Origin of the sequence: Syntrophomonas sp., assembly GCF_028707975.1 — a bacterium.
Taxonomy (GTDB): domain Bacteria; phylum Bacillota; class Syntrophomonadia; order Syntrophomonadales; family Syntrophomonadaceae; genus Syntrophomonas.
In genome coordinates this window covers 29975-48440 of record NZ_JAQVZX010000001.1, presented here as the reverse complement: position 1 = coordinate 48440, position 18466 = coordinate 29975, and the positions used below count along the sequence as shown (strand labels likewise).

Here is an 18466-nt window from a genome sequence, read left to right as displayed (position 1 = left end):
ATCTTGAAGATTCTGCTGCTCGAAGATGAAGAATACAGCCGGGAGTTTATTCGACAACTATTGGAGGATATACCAGTGGTAGGAGAGGTTATGGCCACTGCCAGCGCTGAAGAAGCTATTGCTCTGGCTCAAAACAAACGCCCCGATCTTATTTTCTTGGATATTGAACTGGAAGGCAGCGAACTAAATGGCCTGCAGGTGGCCCAAAATATTTACAGCTTCAATAAAGAAGCTTACATAGTTTTTCTAACCGCTTATTCCAAATACGCTATAGATTCTTTTGAGGTACATCCCTATAATTATATTTTAAAACCGATAAAAGTTACCAGATTCAGGGAGGCAGTAGAAGAGATAGCTGAAAAAATAGAGCAAAAGGATGCATTGGATTCCGATATCCTGGTGATTAAGTACAAAAACGAAATACATCATATAAGGCCAGGCGGCATCATTTTTATTGAGATTCAGAACAATCTATCTTTTATTCATACCAAAGAGGGTATTTTTGAAAGCTATTTATCCCTGGCTGAATTGGAGGCGATGCTTGACCGCAGTTTCCTTAGGGTTCACAAGTCCTTCATTGTTAATCTGAAGCAGATAAAACAGGCGCGGGGAATATTTGACCGCTCCTATGAAATCGAGTTTTACGGTTATGAACAGAAAGCCTTGATGAGCCGTTATAAATACCCGGAATACAAGAGACAAATGGGGTTGTAGAATGTCAAGCTATCCCAGGTTGTATTTCTCAAGGAAAAAAGAGAAGAAGCAATTGAAAGTTGATTCCCCTGCAAAAACTCCTTTTTGTTGCATAAGGGTTGCATAAATATACAAAGCGAGCGCCAGAATACGACTATAAGGATTTGGCGCAAGAAGCTGACTTTTTCATTTCGTTTCTATATTTCCTTGTCTTTTAACCTTATTCTTGATATAATTTTTTTTGCAGTTCATTTGATCTTTTAACTGCAGCTAGCCAGGTTGAAGAGAGGTGAATTTAATGAAAGCGAAAATACATCCCAAGTACCATCAGGCCAAAGCCAGATGCGCATGTGGTAATGAATTTGAAGTGGGCTCTACCAGCGAAAACATACGCGTGGAAATATGTTCCAAGTGTCATCCTTTTTATACCGGAGCCAAGGGAAGGCTGGTTGACACCACCGGAAGAGTTGACAGGTTCAAGAAAAAATACGGCTTGAGTTAGTGCATATTGGCAGGGACTGGTCTCTGCTCTTTATTTCTAAGGCGTTGGGTGTAAGGTGAATGGGGATAATGTTTCAGCCACCTCACACTTTACGCCTTACTATTTAATAGGACAAGGTGATAAAATGGCTAAGTTTCAATATGGGGGTATGGCCGTAATCGAAGGGGTTATGATGCGGGGCCCGGAAGTTACTTCCATAGCCGTTAGAAAAGAAGACGGCAACATTGAGTTGGATCAAGAAGCCAACAGCCAGCTTCCCCGCCGGTATCCTTTCTTAAAATGGCCTTTCATCCGGGGAACTTATGTACTTATAGATTCTATGGTGGTGGGAATCAGGATGTTGAACAAGTCCGCCAATATGTCCCTGGGAGAAGATGAAGAAGAACTCAGTTCTGGAGAGATGCTAATCAGCGGTCTGATTGCTTTTGCCCTGGCAGTTTTGCTGTTTGTGATTCTTCCTACGGCAATTGTGCACTACACACAGCAGTATACCGGGGGAATAATCCTGCAGAACATTGTCGAAGGCCTAATCAGAATCACTTTTTTCCTTCTATATGTTTACGCCATATCAAAAATGGAAGATATAGCCCGAGTCTTTATGTATCATGGAGCCGAGCATAAGTCCATTTCCGCCTATGAAGCCGGGGAAGAACTGAGCGTAAAAAATGTCCGTAGATATACGACCGTACATCCCCGCTGCGGTACCAGTTTCTTGCTTATTGTGATGGTAATATCTATTCTGGTTTTTGCCATGCTGGGAGAAGGAAGCCTGTTCTATCGGGTATGGTCTAGACTGGCAGTTCTTCCGGTAGTGGCTGGTCTGGGATACGAATTCCTGAAATTCACCGGCAAGTATTATAGCTGCCAGTGGGCCAAAACTTTGATTGCTCCGGGTCTGCTTTTGCAGAGACTTACCACCCGGGAACCGGATGATGGCATGCTGGAAGTGGCTATAGCAGCCCTCCAGGCGGTTTTAGCAGAGGAGAAAACTGCTTTGCCCGCCGCAGAGGAGACAGCGGTCTTACAAACGCTATAGAGAATCAGGGGAAAAACCTTACGGGAGCTAGATCTGCACTACTCTGCTGGAGTTGAACAGGAGAACCGTCCGCTTGTTCAAAATACTTGTTCAGTTCCCAAAATATCGAGGAGGAAACGAATTGCTAGAGAAATTGGACAGTCTGGAAGAAAAATATAATGATTTAACCCATCTCTTGAGCCAGCCTGAAGTTCTTTCCGACCAGGCCAGGTTTCAAAAGCTGGCCAAAGCCCATTCTGATCTTAGCGATATTGTAAATATGTATCGCGAATATAAATCACTGTCCCGGCAATTGGAGGATTCCAAGGAGATGCTGGAAGAGGAAGAGGATGAAGAATTTCGACAAATGCTGCTGGAAGAGATTCCGGAGTTACAAGAAAAAAAAGTTTCTCTGGAGCAGGGATTAAGAATACTCTTGCTACCACGAGATCCTAATGATGAAAAAAGCGTAATCATGGAAATTCGGGCCGGTACTGGTGGTGAGGAAGCCGCCCTTTTTGCCGGTGATTTGTTTCGTATGTACAGCCGTTACGCTGAGGAACAAGGCTGGAAAACAGAGATAATGGATACTCATTACACCGATATCGGGGGTATCAAGGAAATAGTTTTTGTGGTTGATGGACGGGGAGCCTATAGCAAGCTGAAATTTGAATCTGGAGTTCACCGGGTGCAGCGCATACCAGTTACGGAATCTGGTGGAAGAATTCATACTTCGGCAGCAACGGTGGCTGTTTTACCAGAGGCCGAAGAGGTAGAAGTAGATATTGACCCCAATGATTTGCGCATAGATGTTTATTGTTCCAGTGGTCCCGGCGGACAATCGGTTAATACCACCCAATCAGCCGTAAGAATAACTCATATCCCTACGGGCGAGGTAGTAACCTGTCAGGATGAGAAATCCCAGCACAAGAACAAGGCTAAAGCCCTGCGGGTTTTGCGGGCGAGGTTGAAAGAGCTTCTGGAGGAGGAGAAGAATGCGGAAATGGCAGGTGCCCGTAAGAGCCAGGTAGGCAGTGGGGATCGCAGTGAACGCATACGCACCTATAATTTCCCCCAGGGCCGAGTAAGCGACCACCGCATAAACCTGACTTTGCACCGGCTGGAAGCGGTACTGGAGGGGCGGCTGGAGGATATAATAAATGCTCTCATAGCCCATTACCAGGCAGAGCGTTTGAAACAGGTGGATTGAGTGCAGGAACAGTGGCTAATAAATGAACTAATGGAGTGGACTACCCGGTTTTTTGCGGATCGGGGCCTGGAAGAACCCCGCCTGGAGGCGGAAGTTTTACTGGCCCATGTTTTGTTGCAGAACCGGGTTTATTTATATACTCATTTTGACAAGCCGGTTAACCAGGAAGAACGCCAGCAATTCCGCGAACTGATTAAAAGACGAATGAAGGGCGAACCTTTAGCCTATATTGTGGGACATAAGGAGTTTATGTCTCTTGAATTCAAGCTTAACCAGGCGGTATTGATTCCACGCCCGGAAACGGAATTATTGGTAGAAGAAACCCTGGAAATAGCCCAGGGAAAAGAAGGGCTGCGTATTTGCGATGTAGGAACCGGTTCCGGAGCGATTGCGGTGAGCCTGGCTTTTTATCTTCCTACAGCCCGGATCTATGCTTCAGATATATCTGGCGAAGCCCTGGCAATAGCCCGCGATAATGCAGCGCGGCATGGCGTTACCGTAAGTTTTTACCAGGGGGATTTGCTTTTTCCTCTCGTAAATGAAGAACCTTTCGATATTATTGTGGCCAATTTACCTTATATTCCTAAGGAAGAATTTTTAATACTGGATTCTGGGGTGAAAAATTATGAACCTTCACTGGCTTTGTTGGCCCCAGGCGATGGTTTGGATATTTACCGGCGTTTGTTGCCCCAGGCCGCAGCTTTACTGGCTGCCGGGGGTTACCTTTTGTTGGAGATTGGGCATGAGCAAGGGCAAAAGGGGCAGGAAATGATGCGGGGATTTGGGGAAACAGAAGTGATTAAGGACCTGGCAGGCAGGGAGCGTCTGCTCAAGTCTAGAAGGGAGCAATAACACTGAAAACCCAGTATTGGCAAGTTAATCCGACCTGTCCGGAAAAGGAGATAATCATAAAAGCCGCTAATTTAATCAAGGCCCAGGAGTTAGTAGCCTTTCCGACGGAGACGGTCTATGGTCTGGGGGCGGCAGCTTTTCAAACCCAGGCAGTGGAAAAAATATTTATGGCTAAAGGGCGCCCAGAAGCCAATCCCCTTTTGCTTCACCTGAGCCGGATGGAACAGGTGGAAAGTGTGGCTAAAGAGATTCCTCCTGTGGCTGAAATGCTTATGGAACGTTTTTGGCCCGGCCCTTTATCCATTATCCTGTCGGCCCGGGAAACGGTACCAGCTATAGTCCGAGGTGGAAAAACTACGGTGGGTTTGCGCATGCCGGCTCATCCTGTGGCCCTGGCTTTGATTGATCAGACCGGGCCTTTGGCAGCTCCAAGTGCCAATCTTTCCGGCCGTCCCAGTCCGGTTAATGCTGAAGATGTAAAAGCGGATCTGGACGGTAAGATAGCTGCGGTTTTAGATGCGGGGAGAACTGGTTTGGGGCTGGAATCTACCATTATAGATTTCACTAGCCGGGGTTGCCGAATATTGCGCCAGGGTGGTATCACTGTAGAGGAATTAGAAGAAGCTACAGGGATGGCCATTGCCATTAATGACCGGGGCCAGGAACAGTATCATCATTACCAGACCAATTCCCAATTGCTTCTCTGCCAAACTTGGGAAGAGATTGAAAACTCCTTGGCTGATATAAAGCATGCGAAAAAAAAGCTGGCCCTGGTTTACACTTATGTCGAAAAAAAAAATGCCCGTTGGGAAAGCTTAAAAGATAAATATCCCCAACATCAATCTTATGACCTGGACATAAGTTCTGCTAGCAACCGCCTTTATTCACTCTTGCGGGAAGCCGAGGAGAGGGAATTCGAGCTGCTGCTTTTCACCCCCCTTCCCGAGAAACCAGGGGGGATAGGAAGGGTTATACTTGATCGCATATACCAGGCAGCCAGGGGTTCCAGTAAGTAGATTATGAAAGAGGTGCGAGCACTGCTTACCAACCAAGCGTAAGTTTATTGAGTGCTGTCAAAGATGATTGAACAATTAATAACGATTACATTAATTGCTGTGGTTCTGGGGATGGATGCTCTTTCCCTGGCCATGGGAATAGGTTTGCGCGGAGTTACCAAAGATTATGAACGGAAATTTTCTTTAACAGTGGGTGCTCTGCATGTTTTAATGCCCCTTTTAGGTTTAAACCTGGGGCTGGTGGCAGGAAGGTTTTCGGGAGTGTGGGCTACCAGGTTGGGAGCCCTGGTTTTGCTCTACTTGGGTCTGCAAATGCTGCGAAAGGGATACGCTGAAATCCAACCCCGGAGATATAAGTTTGCTGAGGCCAAGGCAGCTTTGACTGGCAACAAGTTAAATAATCCGGATAGTTGGGCCAGTGTTTTGTTTTTGGGGTTTTCTGTAAGCATTGACGCCTTGACAGTTGGCTTTACTTTGGGTACTTTAAAAATGCCCATTCTTATTACGGTGTTAATGATGGGAATAATTGCAGCTATTATGACTTGGGCTGGATTTGCCGGGGGAAGAGTACTGGGCCGCTGGATAGGAAGCTATGCCCAAATCTTTGGTGGAGTAGTTTTATTAGCCCTGGCAATAAAGTTTGTAGTTTGAGAGAAGGAAAGCTAGAATGAAAAGAATTCTCTTTGCTTGCACCGGTAATACCTGCAGGAGTCCAATGGCACAAGCTCTTTTTTCCAAAATTATAAGGGAAACGCAACTGGATTCTGACTTTGAAGTGCTTTCAGCCGGTATTTTTGCTTATCCAGCTTGTCCGGCTTCTCCGGAAGCGGTAGAAGTTCTGCGTCAGGAAGAAATAGATATTTCCCAACATTTATCGCTTCCACTCAGTGATGACTTATTGGAAGATGCGCACTTGATTCTTTCTATGACCATAAGCCAGCGCAACTATTTACAAGAGATATTCCCCCTTAAAAGGGACTGTATCTTTTCTCTGGCTGAGTTTGCGGGGTTGGGAGAGCTGGATATTATCGATCCTATAGGAATGGGACGGGAAGCTTACTTGGATACTTTACAGCAGTTAAAGACTATTTTGCCGCAGGTCTTAAAGGAAATACTCCAGCGAAAAAGTGCAGGGGGAATATGATGAAGTTAATTATTGGCTGTGATCATGCCGGCTTGGAACTAAAGAACGAGATTATTAATGCTCTGATTGAAGAAGAATACGAAATAATGGATTGTGGAACCTTTAGTACAGAATCGATGGATTATCCCGACATAGCTGAAGAGGTAGCCCGGCTGGTTCTACAGGAAAAGACCCTGGGGTTCTTGATCTGCGGAACCGGGATTGGCGTGGCTATAGCGGCCAACAAAATTCCCGGAATAAGAGCGGCGGTATGTCATAATATATACAGTGCCCGCCTGGCTCGGGAACATAATGATGCTAATATACTAACACTGGGTGCCCGGGTAACAGGAGGGGGCTTGGCTTTAGAAATTATAAAGAGCTTTATAAAAAGTAATTTTCATGCAGGTAGGCACCTGCGCCGGGTTGAAAAGATAAGTAAATTAGAAAAAAAATGCCTGAGGGAGGAGTCAAGCCACATGGATTATATTCAAAAATATGTTAAGCCAATAGACCCAGAGGTGGCGGAAGCCATAGAAAAGGAAGAGGCCAGGCAAAACAATAAACTGGAATTAATTGCTTCGGAGAACTTTGTATCCCGTGCTGTTATGGCGGCCCAGGGTTCGGTGATGACCAATAAATATGCTGAAGGTTTACCTGGTGCCAGATATTATGGCGGTTGCGAATATGTAGACATAGTAGAAGAGTTGGCTCGGGATAGGGTTAAAAAGATTTTCGGGGCAGAGCATGCCAATGTTCAACCCCATTCCGGTGCCCAGGCTAATACCGCAGTATACTTTGCAGCGTTGCAGCCGGGGCAAACCATCATGGGCATGAATCTAAATCACGGGGGACATCTCACTCATGGCAGTAAAGTTAATATATCCGGGAAGTATTTCAATATTGTGGACTATGGGGTCAACCGGGATACAGAGAGCATTGACTATGAACAGTTGCGAGAAGTAGCATTAAAAGCGCGTCCCCAAATGATTGTGGCTGGCGCCAGTGCTTATCCCCGAATTCTGGATTTTCAGAAATTTCGAGAAATTGCCGATGAAGCGGGTGCCCTTCTTTTCGTCGACATGGCTCATATCGCCGGTTTGGTGGCTGCAGGCCTTCATCCCAGCCCGGTTCCCTATGCCGACTTTGTATCCTCCACCACCCACAAAACTCTGCGCGGACCTCGGGGAGGATTTATTTTATGCCGGCAGGAATGGGCGACAAAAATAGACAAAGCGGTTTTCCCGGGCATACAGGGGGGGCCTTTGATGCATGTGATAGCAGCCAAGGCCGTTTGCTTTAAAGAGGCCCTTATGCCGGAATTTAAAGCCTATCAGCAGGCTATCGTTAACAATGCCGCTACACTGGCCAAGGCTTTGCTGGAGCAAGGTTTACGGCTGGTATCAGGAGGAACGGATAATCACCTAATGTTGGTCGATCTTCGTCCTAAAGGATTTACCGGACGCGATGCCGAAGCTATCCTGGAAGCCGTAAACATTACCGTAAACAAGAACGCTATCCCCTTTGATCCAGAGAAGCCGACTATTACCAGTGGTATTCGGGTGGGAACCCCGGCGGTTACCAGCCGCGGGCTTAAGGGCGAGGATATGAGGGAATTGGCCCGAGCTATGACTCTGGTACTGGACAAGCCTGGCAGCGAGGAAGTAAAAGAAGAAGCTAAAGGGATAGTTAAAGGTCTCTGTGACAAGTATCCCCTCTATGTCCAGAGATATTAAGAAAACAAAGGGATGTCAAGAGAACCTTCCCCTTGACAACTCCAAAGTAGAGGTAGAAAATGGTTAGCAACAGGCCCGATTGGGATGAGTATTTTTTGCAATTGGCTGATTTGGTGGCAACACGTTCCACTTGTTTGAGAAGGCAGGTAGGGGCAGTGCTGGTAAAGAATGAGCGCATTATTTCCACCGGCTATAATGGAGCCCCGCGTGGACTCTTACATTGCCTGGATATAGGCTGTTTGCGTGAGGAGCGTGGTATTCCCTCGGGACAGCGCTATGAACTTTGCCGGGGGGTACACGCTGAACAAAATGCTTTAATAAATGCCGCCTTTTATGGAGTAAGCACTTCGAAAGCTGTACTTTATTGCACCAATCAGCCCTGTATTATTTGCGCCCGTATGATAATAAATGCTGGTATAATAAGAATTGTACATCGGGGTAATTTTGACGATGATTTGGCCATAAAATTCTTAAAGGAAGCAGGTATTGAGCTACTACTCAAACCCCAGCAAAGCGAAGGGGTTAACCATAACAGATAATACTGTTTAATCAATTATAGAATAATGGTGGTAATATATTATGGAAACCAAGACCCTGTCCTTACCCAGACTTAACCAACTTAACCCTACTCTGGAATCAACCGCCTTGAAACTTATGGAAGAGGCCGGTGAGCTGGCACAGGTGATAGGCAAATACCGGGGAATGAGCGGTGAAAAAGTGGAAGTTAACGATGAGATAGTGGTAAGACAAATTGCGCGGGAACTTTTGGATGTGGCTCAAACGGCAATTACCATGATGTTTGTGATGGAAGAACAATTTGATCTAAGCATTGAAGAAATGTTAAAGGATCATTGGGGGAAGCTGGAACGCAAAGGATATTTATCCCGATGAAAAGCTTTGTAAAAAGATTATAATGGAACTTGAAGACAAGCTAATCGTAATATATACACAGTAGCGCCCGGTTAAAAAAGATCGACCATCTTATTCAACAAGCCGGTTTGATTAGCGGTTTTTCAAGGTATGAGGACGGTATTACTTTTAGACCTGGCTAAAAAAGTCGAAATAGAATAAAGTAATAAAAGGATTTTTCCTTCCCGTAACGAATTAAAAATACTTATGTATGAAAAACTGAAGGGGATGACAGATTTCCATTATCTATAGATCAAGTTCTTTGTCATTTTGGGGAGAAACAGCATTTGTTTTTAAACGAAAATTTTTATTTTGTGAAAAAAGGATTTTGCCTATTTGTGACGAATAGAAATAGGGGATACTGCAGTATGGGACAAAAGGTGTGAGTTAATGGCGGAAAAAGGCAGCAAAAACTGGGTCAGAGGACTTAGTGATGCGGTAAACCTGGCTACTACAGTTGCAGCAGCGGTAGCCATCGGATATTTTGCCGGCAGGTGGCTGGATGGAAAATTCGACACTGAGCCATGGTTGACCGTGGCTGGTTTTATGTTGGGAGTTGCTACAGGCATGAAGGCGATGTGGGAAAAGAGTTTTCCCATAAAGAAGAGTATTAAAGAGACCAAGGAGAAAACTTCTGAAAGAGATAAAGAGTAACATTGATGGTAAATTTGGCTTGATTCTTGGAAAGCAGCTAATCTAAATAGTGGATTAAATCTCAATAGTTTTCACGAGTCTAAAGTTTTGCGCTCAGTCCGGGGATGAGGGGCTGGCAAAACTGCGATAAGTACATGTAAGGAAGGGGGGAAAGAGAAATGATATTTGGTATGTGGGATAGTCCCTTGTTTTATCTTGGTCCCATTCCAGTTGACCATCTAATTGTTACAGAATGGGTTATAATAGCTTTCATCGGTATTATAGCCATGACCGCAACGAAAAACATGCAGATGGTTCCTAAGGGTTTACAAAATGCTTTTGAAGCCATTATACTGTGGACTTATGACTTCTTTACTCAGTTAATGGATAAAGAAAGCGTTGCCAAGAAATGGGCGCCGTTACTTACGACGTTCTTCCTGTTCATCTTACTGAGCAACTACAGCGGACTCATTCCCGGAGCAGCCCGCATTGAAGGCTTTCAGCCTCCCACCAGTAACTGGAACGTTACCATGACCTTAGCTTTAATTACATTCTTCGCGGTTCATATCGCCGGATTCTCCGAGCACGGAGGACATTATTTCGGTCATTTTGTGAGCCCGAGCTGGGCTATGTTGCCCTTGAACCTGATTGAAGAGGTGGCGCACCCGTTGTCCCTTACCGTCCGTCTATTCGGTAATATATTCGGCGAAGAAATGGTTATAGCTTATCTGTTATTTATGGCGCCATTTGTTGTGCCATCTTTGATTATGGCCTTGAGTTTGCTTCTGGGTGCTATCCAGGCCATAGTATTTACCATCCTATCAGCCAGTTATATAGCGGCTGCTGCTGGAGAGGGTCATTAAAAATTAAAAATATAGCTCAACGAATAATATGACTGAGCAATGAAAGGAGGGAAAAAGATGGCATTTTTAGGCGCTGGTTTGGCTGTATCAATTGCCGGTATTGGTGGTGGTATAGGAATGGGCATTGCTGGAGGTAAAGCTTTTGAAGCAATTGCCCGGCAGCCTGAAGTCGGAGGAGATGTAAGAACCCTTCTCTTCATAGTCTTGGCTTTTATTGAAACCCTGACTATTTATGGTCTTCTCATTGCATTCATGCTTATGGGTAAAGGCTAAGTTATGGAGTAAAAACAGAACTCGATTTTTCCGGGGCGATAAAGGCGTTTAAGAACTGTATAGAACTTAGAACCTTTAATCGCCCCAAAAACTATTTTGCTCTTGAGATTGGAGGTAGCACATCCGTGAGAAGGAACAGGAGATTCTATTTATCGGTCCTCCTCGTAACCATGGTTATGATATTGGGATTTGCCACCTTCTGTATGGCATCAGGCGGAGGTAATGTCCCGGTCCCGCAACCGGAAGGCAACACGCCTGCATTCGGAAACCTTTATGCAATCGGATGGTCGGCAGTTAACTTCCTGATTCTGCTGGCTCTCATGTACAAGTTCGCTTATGGTCCCATCAACAATATGCTGGAACAGCGGACTAATGCCATTGAAGGTTCTTTGAAGCATGCAGAAGAGGTCAAACTAGAAGTAGAACAGATGAGAAAAGAAACCGCCAGCAACCTGGCAGAATCCCGTAAAGAGGCTCAAGAAATTGTTGCTCGAGCGACCAAAGCAGCAGAAGAGTCCAAAAACGAAATCATGGCCAAGGCTAAAGAAGAGTCCACATTAATTAAAAACAAAGCAACGGCAGAGATCCAGGCTGCCACCGAGCAGGCCAAGCTGGAGCTCAAAGATGCGGCCGTTTCCCTGGCTATTTTGGCTGCGGAAAAGGTATTGAACCGGGCCATTAATGATGATGACCACAAAAACCTGGCTAAACAATTTGTTAATGAGGCGGGCGATCTATTATGTTAAATAAGAGCGTCGCCAGGCGCTATGCTGAAGCTTTTTTTAGCATTGCTCGGGAAACGAAAAAAGTAGACGAACTTCAGCAGGAGCTGGAAAAAATAGTTAGTGTTATTGAATCCACCGAAAATTTACCAGAATACTTTGCCCATTTTTTAATACCGGCCAAAGCCAAAAAGGAAGTGGCTAATAAGATTTTTGGCGGACAGGTTTCCCAAATTAGCTTGAACTTCTTAAATATGATCATTGACAAACGCCGGGAAGCTTACATTGCTGTTATCTGTCAGGAGTACCAGGACATGGCCGATGAATTAAGGAATATTACCAAGGCTGAGCTGACTGCGGCGATTCCAGTTGCGGAAGCGGACATGAAAAACCTGGAACAGAATCTCTCAGCTAAAACCGGGAAGACGGTTCAACTTAGTTTGAAGGTTGATCCCGGGCTGATAGGTGGCTTGAAAATACGAATAGGTGACCAGATCGTGGATGCCACCGTTGCCAAGAAACTCGAAATGTTAAAAGAACAACTAAAACAAGCAAAGATAAGTTAATGCGATAGGGGTGAGCACATAAATGAGTATTAGACCGGAAGAGATTAGCGCGATATTAAAAGAACAAATAGAGCGCTACCAATCCGAGGTCGAGGTCAGCAATGTTGGCTCAGTCATATATGTTGGTGACGGTATTGCCCGCGTATACGGACTGCAAGGAGCCATGGCTGGTGAATTGCTGGAGTTCACTGGAGGAACCTTCGGAATGGTTCTAAACCTGGAAGAAGACAATGTTGGTGCCGTTCTCTTGGGAGACTATAATCATATTAAAGAAGGCGATGTCGTAAAAGCCACCGGAAGAATCATGGAAGTGCCGGCTGGTGCTGCTTTGTTGGGCCGGGTAGTTAATGCCTTGGGGCAACCTATAGATGGAAAAGGACCCATTAACACCACCGCATTCCGCCCACTGGAAAAAGTGGCTCATGGTGTTGTTAGCCGTCAACCGGTTACTACACCAATGCAGACCGGACTCAAGGCCATTGACTCCATGGTTCCCATCGGCAGAGGTCAGCGTGAACTTATCATTGGTGACCGCCAGATCGGGAAAACGGCCATTGCCCTTGATAGCATAATTAATCAGAGAGATAAGAAAGACCTTATCTGTATTTATGTAGCTATAGGCCAAAAGCTAGCGGCTATAGCAGGAATTGCCGCCAAGTTTGAAGAAATGGGTGCGATGGATTACACTATCATCGTTGCCGCTACCGCGTCTGAACCGGCTCCCTTGCTTTATATGGCCCCTTATGCCGGGGTGGCCATGGCAGAAGAGTTTATGGAAACTGAAGGTAAAGACGTTCTGATTATTTACGATGACCTTTCCAAGCATGCCGTGGCCTACCGCGAAATGTCCCTGCTGCTCCGCCGCCCGCCTGGCCGCGAAGCATATCCAGGTGATGTATTCTACCTGCATTCCCGTTTGTTGGAGAGAGCATGCCGTTTGAACACTAACCACGGTGGAGGTTCCATAACGGCACTGCCTATAATTGAAACCCAGGCTGGTGACGTATCCGCCTATATTCCGACCAACGTAATATCCATTACTGATGGTCAGATTTACCTGGAAGCCGACATGTTTAACGCCGGCCAACGGCCTGCGGTTAATGCGGGATTGTCCGTTAGTCGAGTTGGTGGATCCGCCCAGACCAAAGCCATGAAATCAGTTGCTGGTCAGTTGCGGCTGGACCTGGCTCAGTATCGTGAACTGGCGGCTTTTGCCCAGTTCGGTTCCGACCTGGATAAAGCTACTCTGGCCCGCTTGACCCGTGGTGAAAGAGTAACCGAGGTACTGAAGCAAGGACAATATCAACCCATGCCAGTACAGGAACAGGTTGTATCCATTTATGCAGGGGTCAACGGTTATTTGGACGATATTCCCCGCGATAAAGTGGGTGAATTTGAGGTGGATTTCCTCAAATTTATGCGCAGTGCCAATGCTGATGTATTGAACACCATCAGGGATACTGGAAAAATCGATGACACAACTGAGCAAAAACTTATCAAGGCGATTAATGAATTCAAATCCACTTTTGCGGTTTAGGTGGTGATCTGAATGGCAGGAGCAGGTGTAAGAGAATTTAAGCGCAGGATAAGAAGTGTTCAAAATACCCAGCAGATTACCAAAGCCATGAAGATGGTGGCGGCGGCCAAGTTGCGGCGTGCTCAGGAAGCGGCCGAGTCGTCCCGACCTTATAACGAGACATTGAAGGGAACCCTGGCCCGGCTGGCGGCGGTATCTTTTGATGTTCGGCATCCATTGCTGGCAAAAAGAGAAGATGTACGTAAAGTTGGATATATTGTGGTAACAGCGGATCGCGGCCTCTGTGGTGGTTATAATACCAATATTATCCGGGCCGTCAATCATGCCATTGCCGAGGATGAGAGAAAAGTTGAAACCGGTATCATTGCTGTAGGCAGGAAATCGCGCGATTTCTATCGTAAACGCGGCGGTGTTGATGCAGAGTTTGTTAATTTGGGCGATAATATTAGTTATGCCGATGCCCGTGAAATAGGACAATATGTTACCAATGCTTATGAGAATGAGGAAGTAGATGAAGTATACCTCGTCTATGCCCGATTTGTTAACGTATTGCGCCAGATACCAACTGTGACCAAGCTTTTACCCATAGAACCCCCTACCCAGGAAGTGGACAGCAGTGATATCAGAGAAACAAGGCAAGTGGATTACATTTATGAGCCCAGTGCCGATGACATTCTGCTGGCATTACTGCCCAGATATGTGGGTAGTCAGATATACAACGCTATGCTGGAAGGTAAAGCCAGCGAGCAGGGAGCAAGAATGACAGCTATGGGTAATGCTACTGAAAATGCTAAGGAAATTATTAGCAACCTTACTCTGGAAATGAACAAGGTAAGACAGGCGGCCATCACTGATGAAATCCTCGACATTGTTGGTGGTGCCGAAGCCCTCAATAAAGGAGGAAAGTAGATAATGGCGAATGTAACATATGGAGAGGTAACCCAGGTTATTGGCGCGGTTGTAGATATACGCTTCAAGCCTGGAGAATTACCGGACCTGATGAACGCAATCACAATTAGGACCAGCGAGCAAGAAGCCGGCTTTGTAGTCGTTGCTGAAATCGATATCGTGCTTGAAGCTATGCAATTGCTGGGTAATGACGTAGTTCGCTGCGTGGCCCTGCAGCCTACCGATGGAATTAGCCGAGGCATGAGAGCCGTTAATACCGGTGCGGCCATTAAGATACCGGTTGGTGAAGGATGCCTGGGCAGAATACTCAATGTTCTGGGCCAGCCGGTTGATGAAGCGGGACCGGTTAAAGCATCAGACTACTGGGAAATTCATCGTAAGCCACCCGCATTTATTGATCAGCTTCCCGCTACGCAACAGCTGGAGACTGGCATCAAGGTTGCCGACCTGATTTGTCCCTACGCCAAAGGTGGTAAGATAGGGCTGTTCGGCGGAGCTGGAGTGGGCAAGACCGTTATTATCCAGGAACTTATAAGAAACATCGCTTACGAGCATGGTGGATATTCAGTATTTACCGGCGTGGGTGAGCGTACCCGTGAAGGAAATGACCTCTGGGGTGAAATGACCGAGTCCGGCGTTATTGATAAATGCGCCCTTATATTCGGACAAATGAATGAACCTCCCGGAGCACGTCTTCGCGTTGGTCTGACGGGAATGACCGTAGCGGAATATTTCCGTGACTTCTCCGGTTTGGACGTTTTGATATTTATTGACAACATCTTCCGCTTTGCCCAGGCTGGGAACGAAGTGTCGGCTCTGCTAGGACGTATGCCCTCCGCCGTTGGTTACCAACCAACCCTGGCCACGGACATGGGTTATCTGCAGGAACGTATTACCTCAACCCGGAAGGGCTCCATCACTTCTGCGCAGGCCGTTTATGTTCCCGCTGACGACTTGACTGACCCGGCTCCGGCCACGACCTTTGCTCACTTGGATGCGACCACGGTTCTTTCCCGTGCAATATCTGAATTGGGCATTTACCCAGCGGTTGACCCCCTGGACTCCACCTCGCGTATACTGGATCCCCAGGTAGTTGGTGAGAAACACTACGATACCGCCCGCGGAGTTCAGAAGATACTGCAACGCTATAAGGAGCTACAGGACATTATCGCCATTCTGGGTATGGATGAATTGAGTGATGAGGATAAGCTGATAGTATCCAGAGCCCGCAAGATTCAAAGGTTCTTATCGCAGCCCTTCCACGTTGCAGAACAATTTACCGGTTCACCGGGAATCTATGTACCCACTAACGAGACCGTAGAATCCTTTAGCCAAGTTCTGGTAGGTAAGCATGACAATCTGAGTGAAGATTCTTTCTATATGGTAGGTAGTATTGACACCGCAGTTGCCAAAGCTAAGAGACTGGAGGCGTAGCCTATGGCAGAGAGTACCTTTATGCTGGAAGTAGTTACTCCGGAAAGGATACTATACCGGGACGAGATCCAGTTTATGGTGGCTCCAGGTATAGAAGGCGAACTGGGAATTATGAAAAACCATGCCCCTTTGGTAGCAGCACTAAATATCGGTGTATTGCGTTATGAAAACTCTACTGGTGCGGCCAGGCGTATGGCAATTAGCGGTGGGTTTATAGAAGTTATTGATAATAGTGCCCGGGTTCTAGCCGAGACTGCTGAAAACGGGGATGAAATCGATGTACTGAGAGCCAAGGCCGCTAAGGAAAGGGCAGAAAAAAGGCTTGAAGTAAGAAGCGAGGAAATAAATCATGCTCGTGCCAAGATGGCTCTGCAGAGAGCCATAGCCCGGATCAGGGCCACCGAGAAACCCCTTTAGTATCCTGTAAAATCTGGAATGGCAATCAAAAGTTAAAGCCGGAAGGAAAAATGTTTCCTTCCGGCTTTCAAATTTGAGGATTAGATTATATAATAATTCAATATAGGATTCCACTGCAAAAAGTTATAAATATTCATTGGCTTATATAAATATACCGCTCAGCAACCATAATAGCGACCGAAGGGAGCACCAGGCGTACCCGCAGGGTGCACCCATAATAGCGATCGCTGGCTATGTAGGGAACGACCCCCGTGTCGTTTCGAATCAGGCGTAACAACCTTAATAGCGACTGCAAGGCATTGTAAGGGCGGTCTTCGAGCGCCCGCTTTCACCTTCGCCAGCGTTTTGTATATTTATGCAACCCTTCTGCATAAAAAGGGGTTTTTGCAGCAGAGTCAATATAGATATACATATTTATTGGGAGGAGTTAAAAATTCATATACCTTTGGAAAAGATCATTGCCAGTAGTTTTCTGTCGGTAACATCTTTTGCATTCAATTATGAGTTCAATATGAATCGAATTGTAAAGTATTTGATCATCATTACCCTGTGCTACTTTTTTTTAAAAGGACTCTTTTATTTGTTTCTATGGCAGACCACCCACAAAATTGAGGAGAGAGCCAGAAAGCAGAAACAAAAAGAGAAAGAGAAACAGGGGAGTATGTGGCGGATCTGGGAGGATGAGGAGATTGAACGGGATGATGATAGCAATTGGTGGTGATGGGTTTCAGGAAGGGCGGCAAAAAGGAGGAGCTAAATGAGAACCATGTTTCTTATTCTTATTGGTGTTGTTTTTATAATAACTATGCTATTTGCCGTTTTAATTTGGCGGCAGACCATAAAATTAGAGAAAAGTGCTCTGGCGGCAAAACAACGCCGAGAAGCCTATTTGCAGCAGCTCGCGATAGAGAGACAGGAAGCATTGGCAAGAGAATTGGAAAGTGCCCAAGAGAATGAAGAGCAGAAAACGGAAAAGAATAATGAGGATGAGCCCAAGCCTGTGGACCAGGATGAAAGCGCTAAATAGCTTTTTACTCAATAAAGACTGGCAAGCACTGCCTGACCAAAGGTCGGGTCTTTTCTTTTCTGTTTGAAATAAGTGATGGAATAAAGCGTTCTCTCCCCGGCAAGAATTTATAATAAAAGGTCTGGGGGTGTTTGTTTGCGGAGGGTTATAGTTATTATTCTATCATTTATTCTTGTTTCTGCATTTTGCAATCAAATTATTAACAGCAAGCAGGAAAAGGAAGTTTTAGAACGCTCACCATATTACCTATCTTTTGCATCAATCGGTGCAATTTCACTTGAATCGCGTCTGGATTGCTGGGCAAGAATAAAAAAGACATCTACATCAGAAGAAATTCGTCAAAGCATGGAAAATATTCTGGAAACACTAAATTTCCCAGTCAATTCTAAAGGCTTTGTTAATAGGAAGTACCCGCTCTCCATGACATTTTGCTCCTCTTACGGGGACTTTAGAATTCAGCTAACAGGCCAATCAGATGAACAATCCGGCGAGACCTACTTTATTTTAAGCCTTGTTTCTAGCAAAAGCAGCAGTAGTTACCTGCGAAGTCTGCCCAAAATATTAAGTGATGGAAGCAATCTGGACTGGACTTCGTATTATTTGTTCACAGGAAGAATCGACCATAGCCTAAGCACAGAGTCACAGCAGAAGATATTACATACGGTAATGAAAACTTTAGAATCTGAAGTAGTGGAAAGTTTCCATGAAAAAAATATTGTCAGCATGACCGGATACAGCCAGAGTATTGAAAAAATTAGCCCGCCGGTTTTAATGGGCAAAAAAAAATACAATGTTCAGGTAGCTGCAAGAAGTAATTGGAAGGAGGGGAAAACTTATATTTATATCGGTTCCCCTTTAATTATGCAGAATTATTAACTGTCAAGATTGTCCTTTTGCCGAGGTTTTGCAAAAAAATGAGCAGCAACTTTGCTGAAGCATGAAGGATAAAGATACCAGCAAAAGTGCAGGCGAAAGGGGTGAGGTTTATGGTAGAAGCAGTTGTGCTATTCTCATTCCTTTGACCATCCG

23 protein-coding genes and 1 pseudogene are annotated in these 18466 nt (G+C 45.6%); all 24 read left to right on the top strand.

The window, feature by feature from the left end:
• Window positions 1-3: 3 nt before the first annotated feature.
• The 24 genes and pseudogenes from PHP87_RS00255 (at window position 4) to PHP87_RS00140 (ending at window position 18313) form a co-directional block, all read left to right on the top strand.
• Complete coding sequence (locus PHP87_RS00255) at window positions 4-714, top strand: LytTR family DNA-binding domain-containing protein (RefSeq protein WP_299917091.1); 711 nt, start codon at window positions 4-6, stop codon at window positions 712-714.
• Window positions 715-991: 277 nt separating this feature from the next.
• The gene (rpmE, locus tag PHP87_RS00250) at window positions 992-1195 is read left to right on the top strand and encodes a 50S ribosomal protein L31 (protein WP_011641772.1); all 204 of its coding nucleotides are present in this window, start codon (window positions 992-994) and stop codon (window positions 1193-1195) included.
• Window positions 1196-1319: 124 nt separating this feature from the next.
• Window positions 1320-2231 (top strand): DUF1385 domain-containing protein, encoded by a 912-nt coding sequence (locus PHP87_RS00245; protein ID WP_299917085.1) that lies wholly within the window; start codon window positions 1320-1322, stop codon window positions 2229-2231.
• 121 nt (window positions 2232-2352) lie between these two features.
• Complete coding sequence (gene prfA / locus PHP87_RS00240) at window positions 2353-3420, top strand: peptide chain release factor 1 (protein ID WP_299917083.1); 1068 nt, start codon at window positions 2353-2355, stop codon at window positions 3418-3420.
• On the top strand, window positions 3421-4272 hold the full coding sequence (gene prmC / locus PHP87_RS00235; RefSeq protein WP_299917082.1) for a peptide chain release factor N(5)-glutamine methyltransferase: 852 nt from the start codon (window positions 3421-3423) through the stop codon (window positions 4270-4272).
• Window positions 4269-5288 (top strand): L-threonylcarbamoyladenylate synthase, encoded by a 1020-nt coding sequence (locus PHP87_RS00230; RefSeq protein WP_366942867.1) that lies wholly within the window; start codon window positions 4269-4271, stop codon window positions 5286-5288. Before prmC ends, PHP87_RS00230 begins: the two co-directional genes overlap by 4 nt.
• Before the next feature lie 63 nt (window positions 5289-5351).
• Window positions 5352-5939, top strand: a complete 588-nt coding sequence (locus PHP87_RS00225; RefSeq protein ID WP_299917080.1) for a manganese efflux pump MntP family protein — start codon at window positions 5352-5354, stop codon at window positions 5937-5939.
• Between the two features lie 16 nt (window positions 5940-5955).
• The gene (locus tag PHP87_RS00220; protein ID WP_299917078.1) at window positions 5956-6432 is read left to right on the top strand and encodes a low molecular weight protein arginine phosphatase; all 477 of its coding nucleotides are present in this window, start codon (window positions 5956-5958) and stop codon (window positions 6430-6432) included.
• Window positions 6429-6854: pseudogene (gene rpiB, locus PHP87_RS00215) on the top strand (ribose 5-phosphate isomerase B); the annotation flags it as partial. The gene PHP87_RS00220 and the pseudogene rpiB, both read left to right, overlap by 4 nt.
• A gap of 36 nt (window positions 6855-6890) precedes the next feature.
• Complete coding sequence (glyA, locus tag PHP87_RS00210) at window positions 6891-8147, top strand: serine hydroxymethyltransferase (protein ID WP_299917143.1); 1257 nt, start codon at window positions 6891-6893, stop codon at window positions 8145-8147.
• A gap of 59 nt (window positions 8148-8206) precedes the next feature.
• Complete coding sequence (locus PHP87_RS00205) at window positions 8207-8686, top strand: cytidine/deoxycytidylate deaminase family protein (RefSeq protein ID WP_299917076.1); 480 nt, start codon at window positions 8207-8209, stop codon at window positions 8684-8686.
• 40 nt (window positions 8687-8726) lie between these two features.
• On the top strand, window positions 8727-9038 hold the full coding sequence (locus tag PHP87_RS00200; protein WP_299917074.1) for a MazG-like family protein: 312 nt from the start codon (window positions 8727-8729) through the stop codon (window positions 9036-9038).
• Window positions 9039-9446: 408 nt separating this feature from the next.
• Window positions 9447-9710, top strand: a complete 264-nt coding sequence (locus PHP87_RS00195) for an AtpZ/AtpI family protein (RefSeq protein ID WP_299917072.1) — start codon at window positions 9447-9449, stop codon at window positions 9708-9710.
• A gap of 158 nt (window positions 9711-9868) precedes the next feature.
• The gene (gene atpB / locus PHP87_RS00190; protein ID WP_299917070.1) at window positions 9869-10552 is read left to right on the top strand and encodes a F0F1 ATP synthase subunit A; all 684 of its coding nucleotides are present in this window, start codon (window positions 9869-9871) and stop codon (window positions 10550-10552) included.
• Between the two features lie 57 nt (window positions 10553-10609).
• On the top strand, window positions 10610-10825 hold the full coding sequence (gene atpE / locus PHP87_RS00185) for an ATP synthase F0 subunit C (RefSeq protein ID WP_276618735.1): 216 nt from the start codon (window positions 10610-10612) through the stop codon (window positions 10823-10825).
• A 125-nt stretch (window positions 10826-10950) separates the two neighbouring features.
• Window positions 10951-11571 (top strand): F0F1 ATP synthase subunit B, encoded by a 621-nt coding sequence (gene atpF / locus PHP87_RS00180; RefSeq protein ID WP_299917067.1) that lies wholly within the window; start codon window positions 10951-10953, stop codon window positions 11569-11571.
• The gene (locus PHP87_RS00175; protein WP_276618729.1) at window positions 11565-12113 is read left to right on the top strand and encodes a F0F1 ATP synthase subunit delta; all 549 of its coding nucleotides are present in this window, start codon (window positions 11565-11567) and stop codon (window positions 12111-12113) included. The genes atpF and PHP87_RS00175 overlap by 7 nt, the downstream gene beginning before the upstream one ends.
• A gap of 22 nt (window positions 12114-12135) precedes the next feature.
• On the top strand, window positions 12136-13650 hold the full coding sequence (gene atpA, locus PHP87_RS00170) for a F0F1 ATP synthase subunit alpha (protein WP_299917064.1): 1515 nt from the start codon (window positions 12136-12138) through the stop codon (window positions 13648-13650).
• A gap of 12 nt (window positions 13651-13662) precedes the next feature.
• Complete coding sequence (gene atpG, locus PHP87_RS00165) at window positions 13663-14559, top strand: ATP synthase F1 subunit gamma (protein ID WP_299917063.1); 897 nt, start codon at window positions 13663-13665, stop codon at window positions 14557-14559.
• Window positions 14560-14562: 3 nt separating this feature from the next.
• Window positions 14563-15993 (top strand): F0F1 ATP synthase subunit beta, encoded by a 1431-nt coding sequence (gene atpD / locus PHP87_RS00160; RefSeq protein WP_299917062.1) that lies wholly within the window; start codon window positions 14563-14565, stop codon window positions 15991-15993.
• A gap of 3 nt (window positions 15994-15996) precedes the next feature.
• Window positions 15997-16410, top strand: coding sequence for a F0F1 ATP synthase subunit epsilon (locus PHP87_RS00155; RefSeq protein WP_299917061.1), 414 nt, complete (start codon window positions 15997-15999; stop codon window positions 16408-16410).
• A 511-nt stretch (window positions 16411-16921) separates the two neighbouring features.
• The gene (locus tag PHP87_RS00150) at window positions 16922-17131 is read left to right on the top strand and encodes a hypothetical protein (RefSeq protein ID WP_299917060.1); all 210 of its coding nucleotides are present in this window, start codon (window positions 16922-16924) and stop codon (window positions 17129-17131) included.
• A gap of 36 nt (window positions 17132-17167) precedes the next feature.
• Complete coding sequence (locus tag PHP87_RS00145; protein WP_299917059.1) at window positions 17168-17437, top strand: hypothetical protein; 270 nt, start codon at window positions 17168-17170, stop codon at window positions 17435-17437.
• A gap of 135 nt (window positions 17438-17572) precedes the next feature.
• Complete coding sequence (locus tag PHP87_RS00140) at window positions 17573-18313, top strand: YwmB family TATA-box binding protein (protein ID WP_299917057.1); 741 nt, start codon at window positions 17573-17575, stop codon at window positions 18311-18313.
• Window positions 18314-18466: the final 153 nt, after the last annotated feature.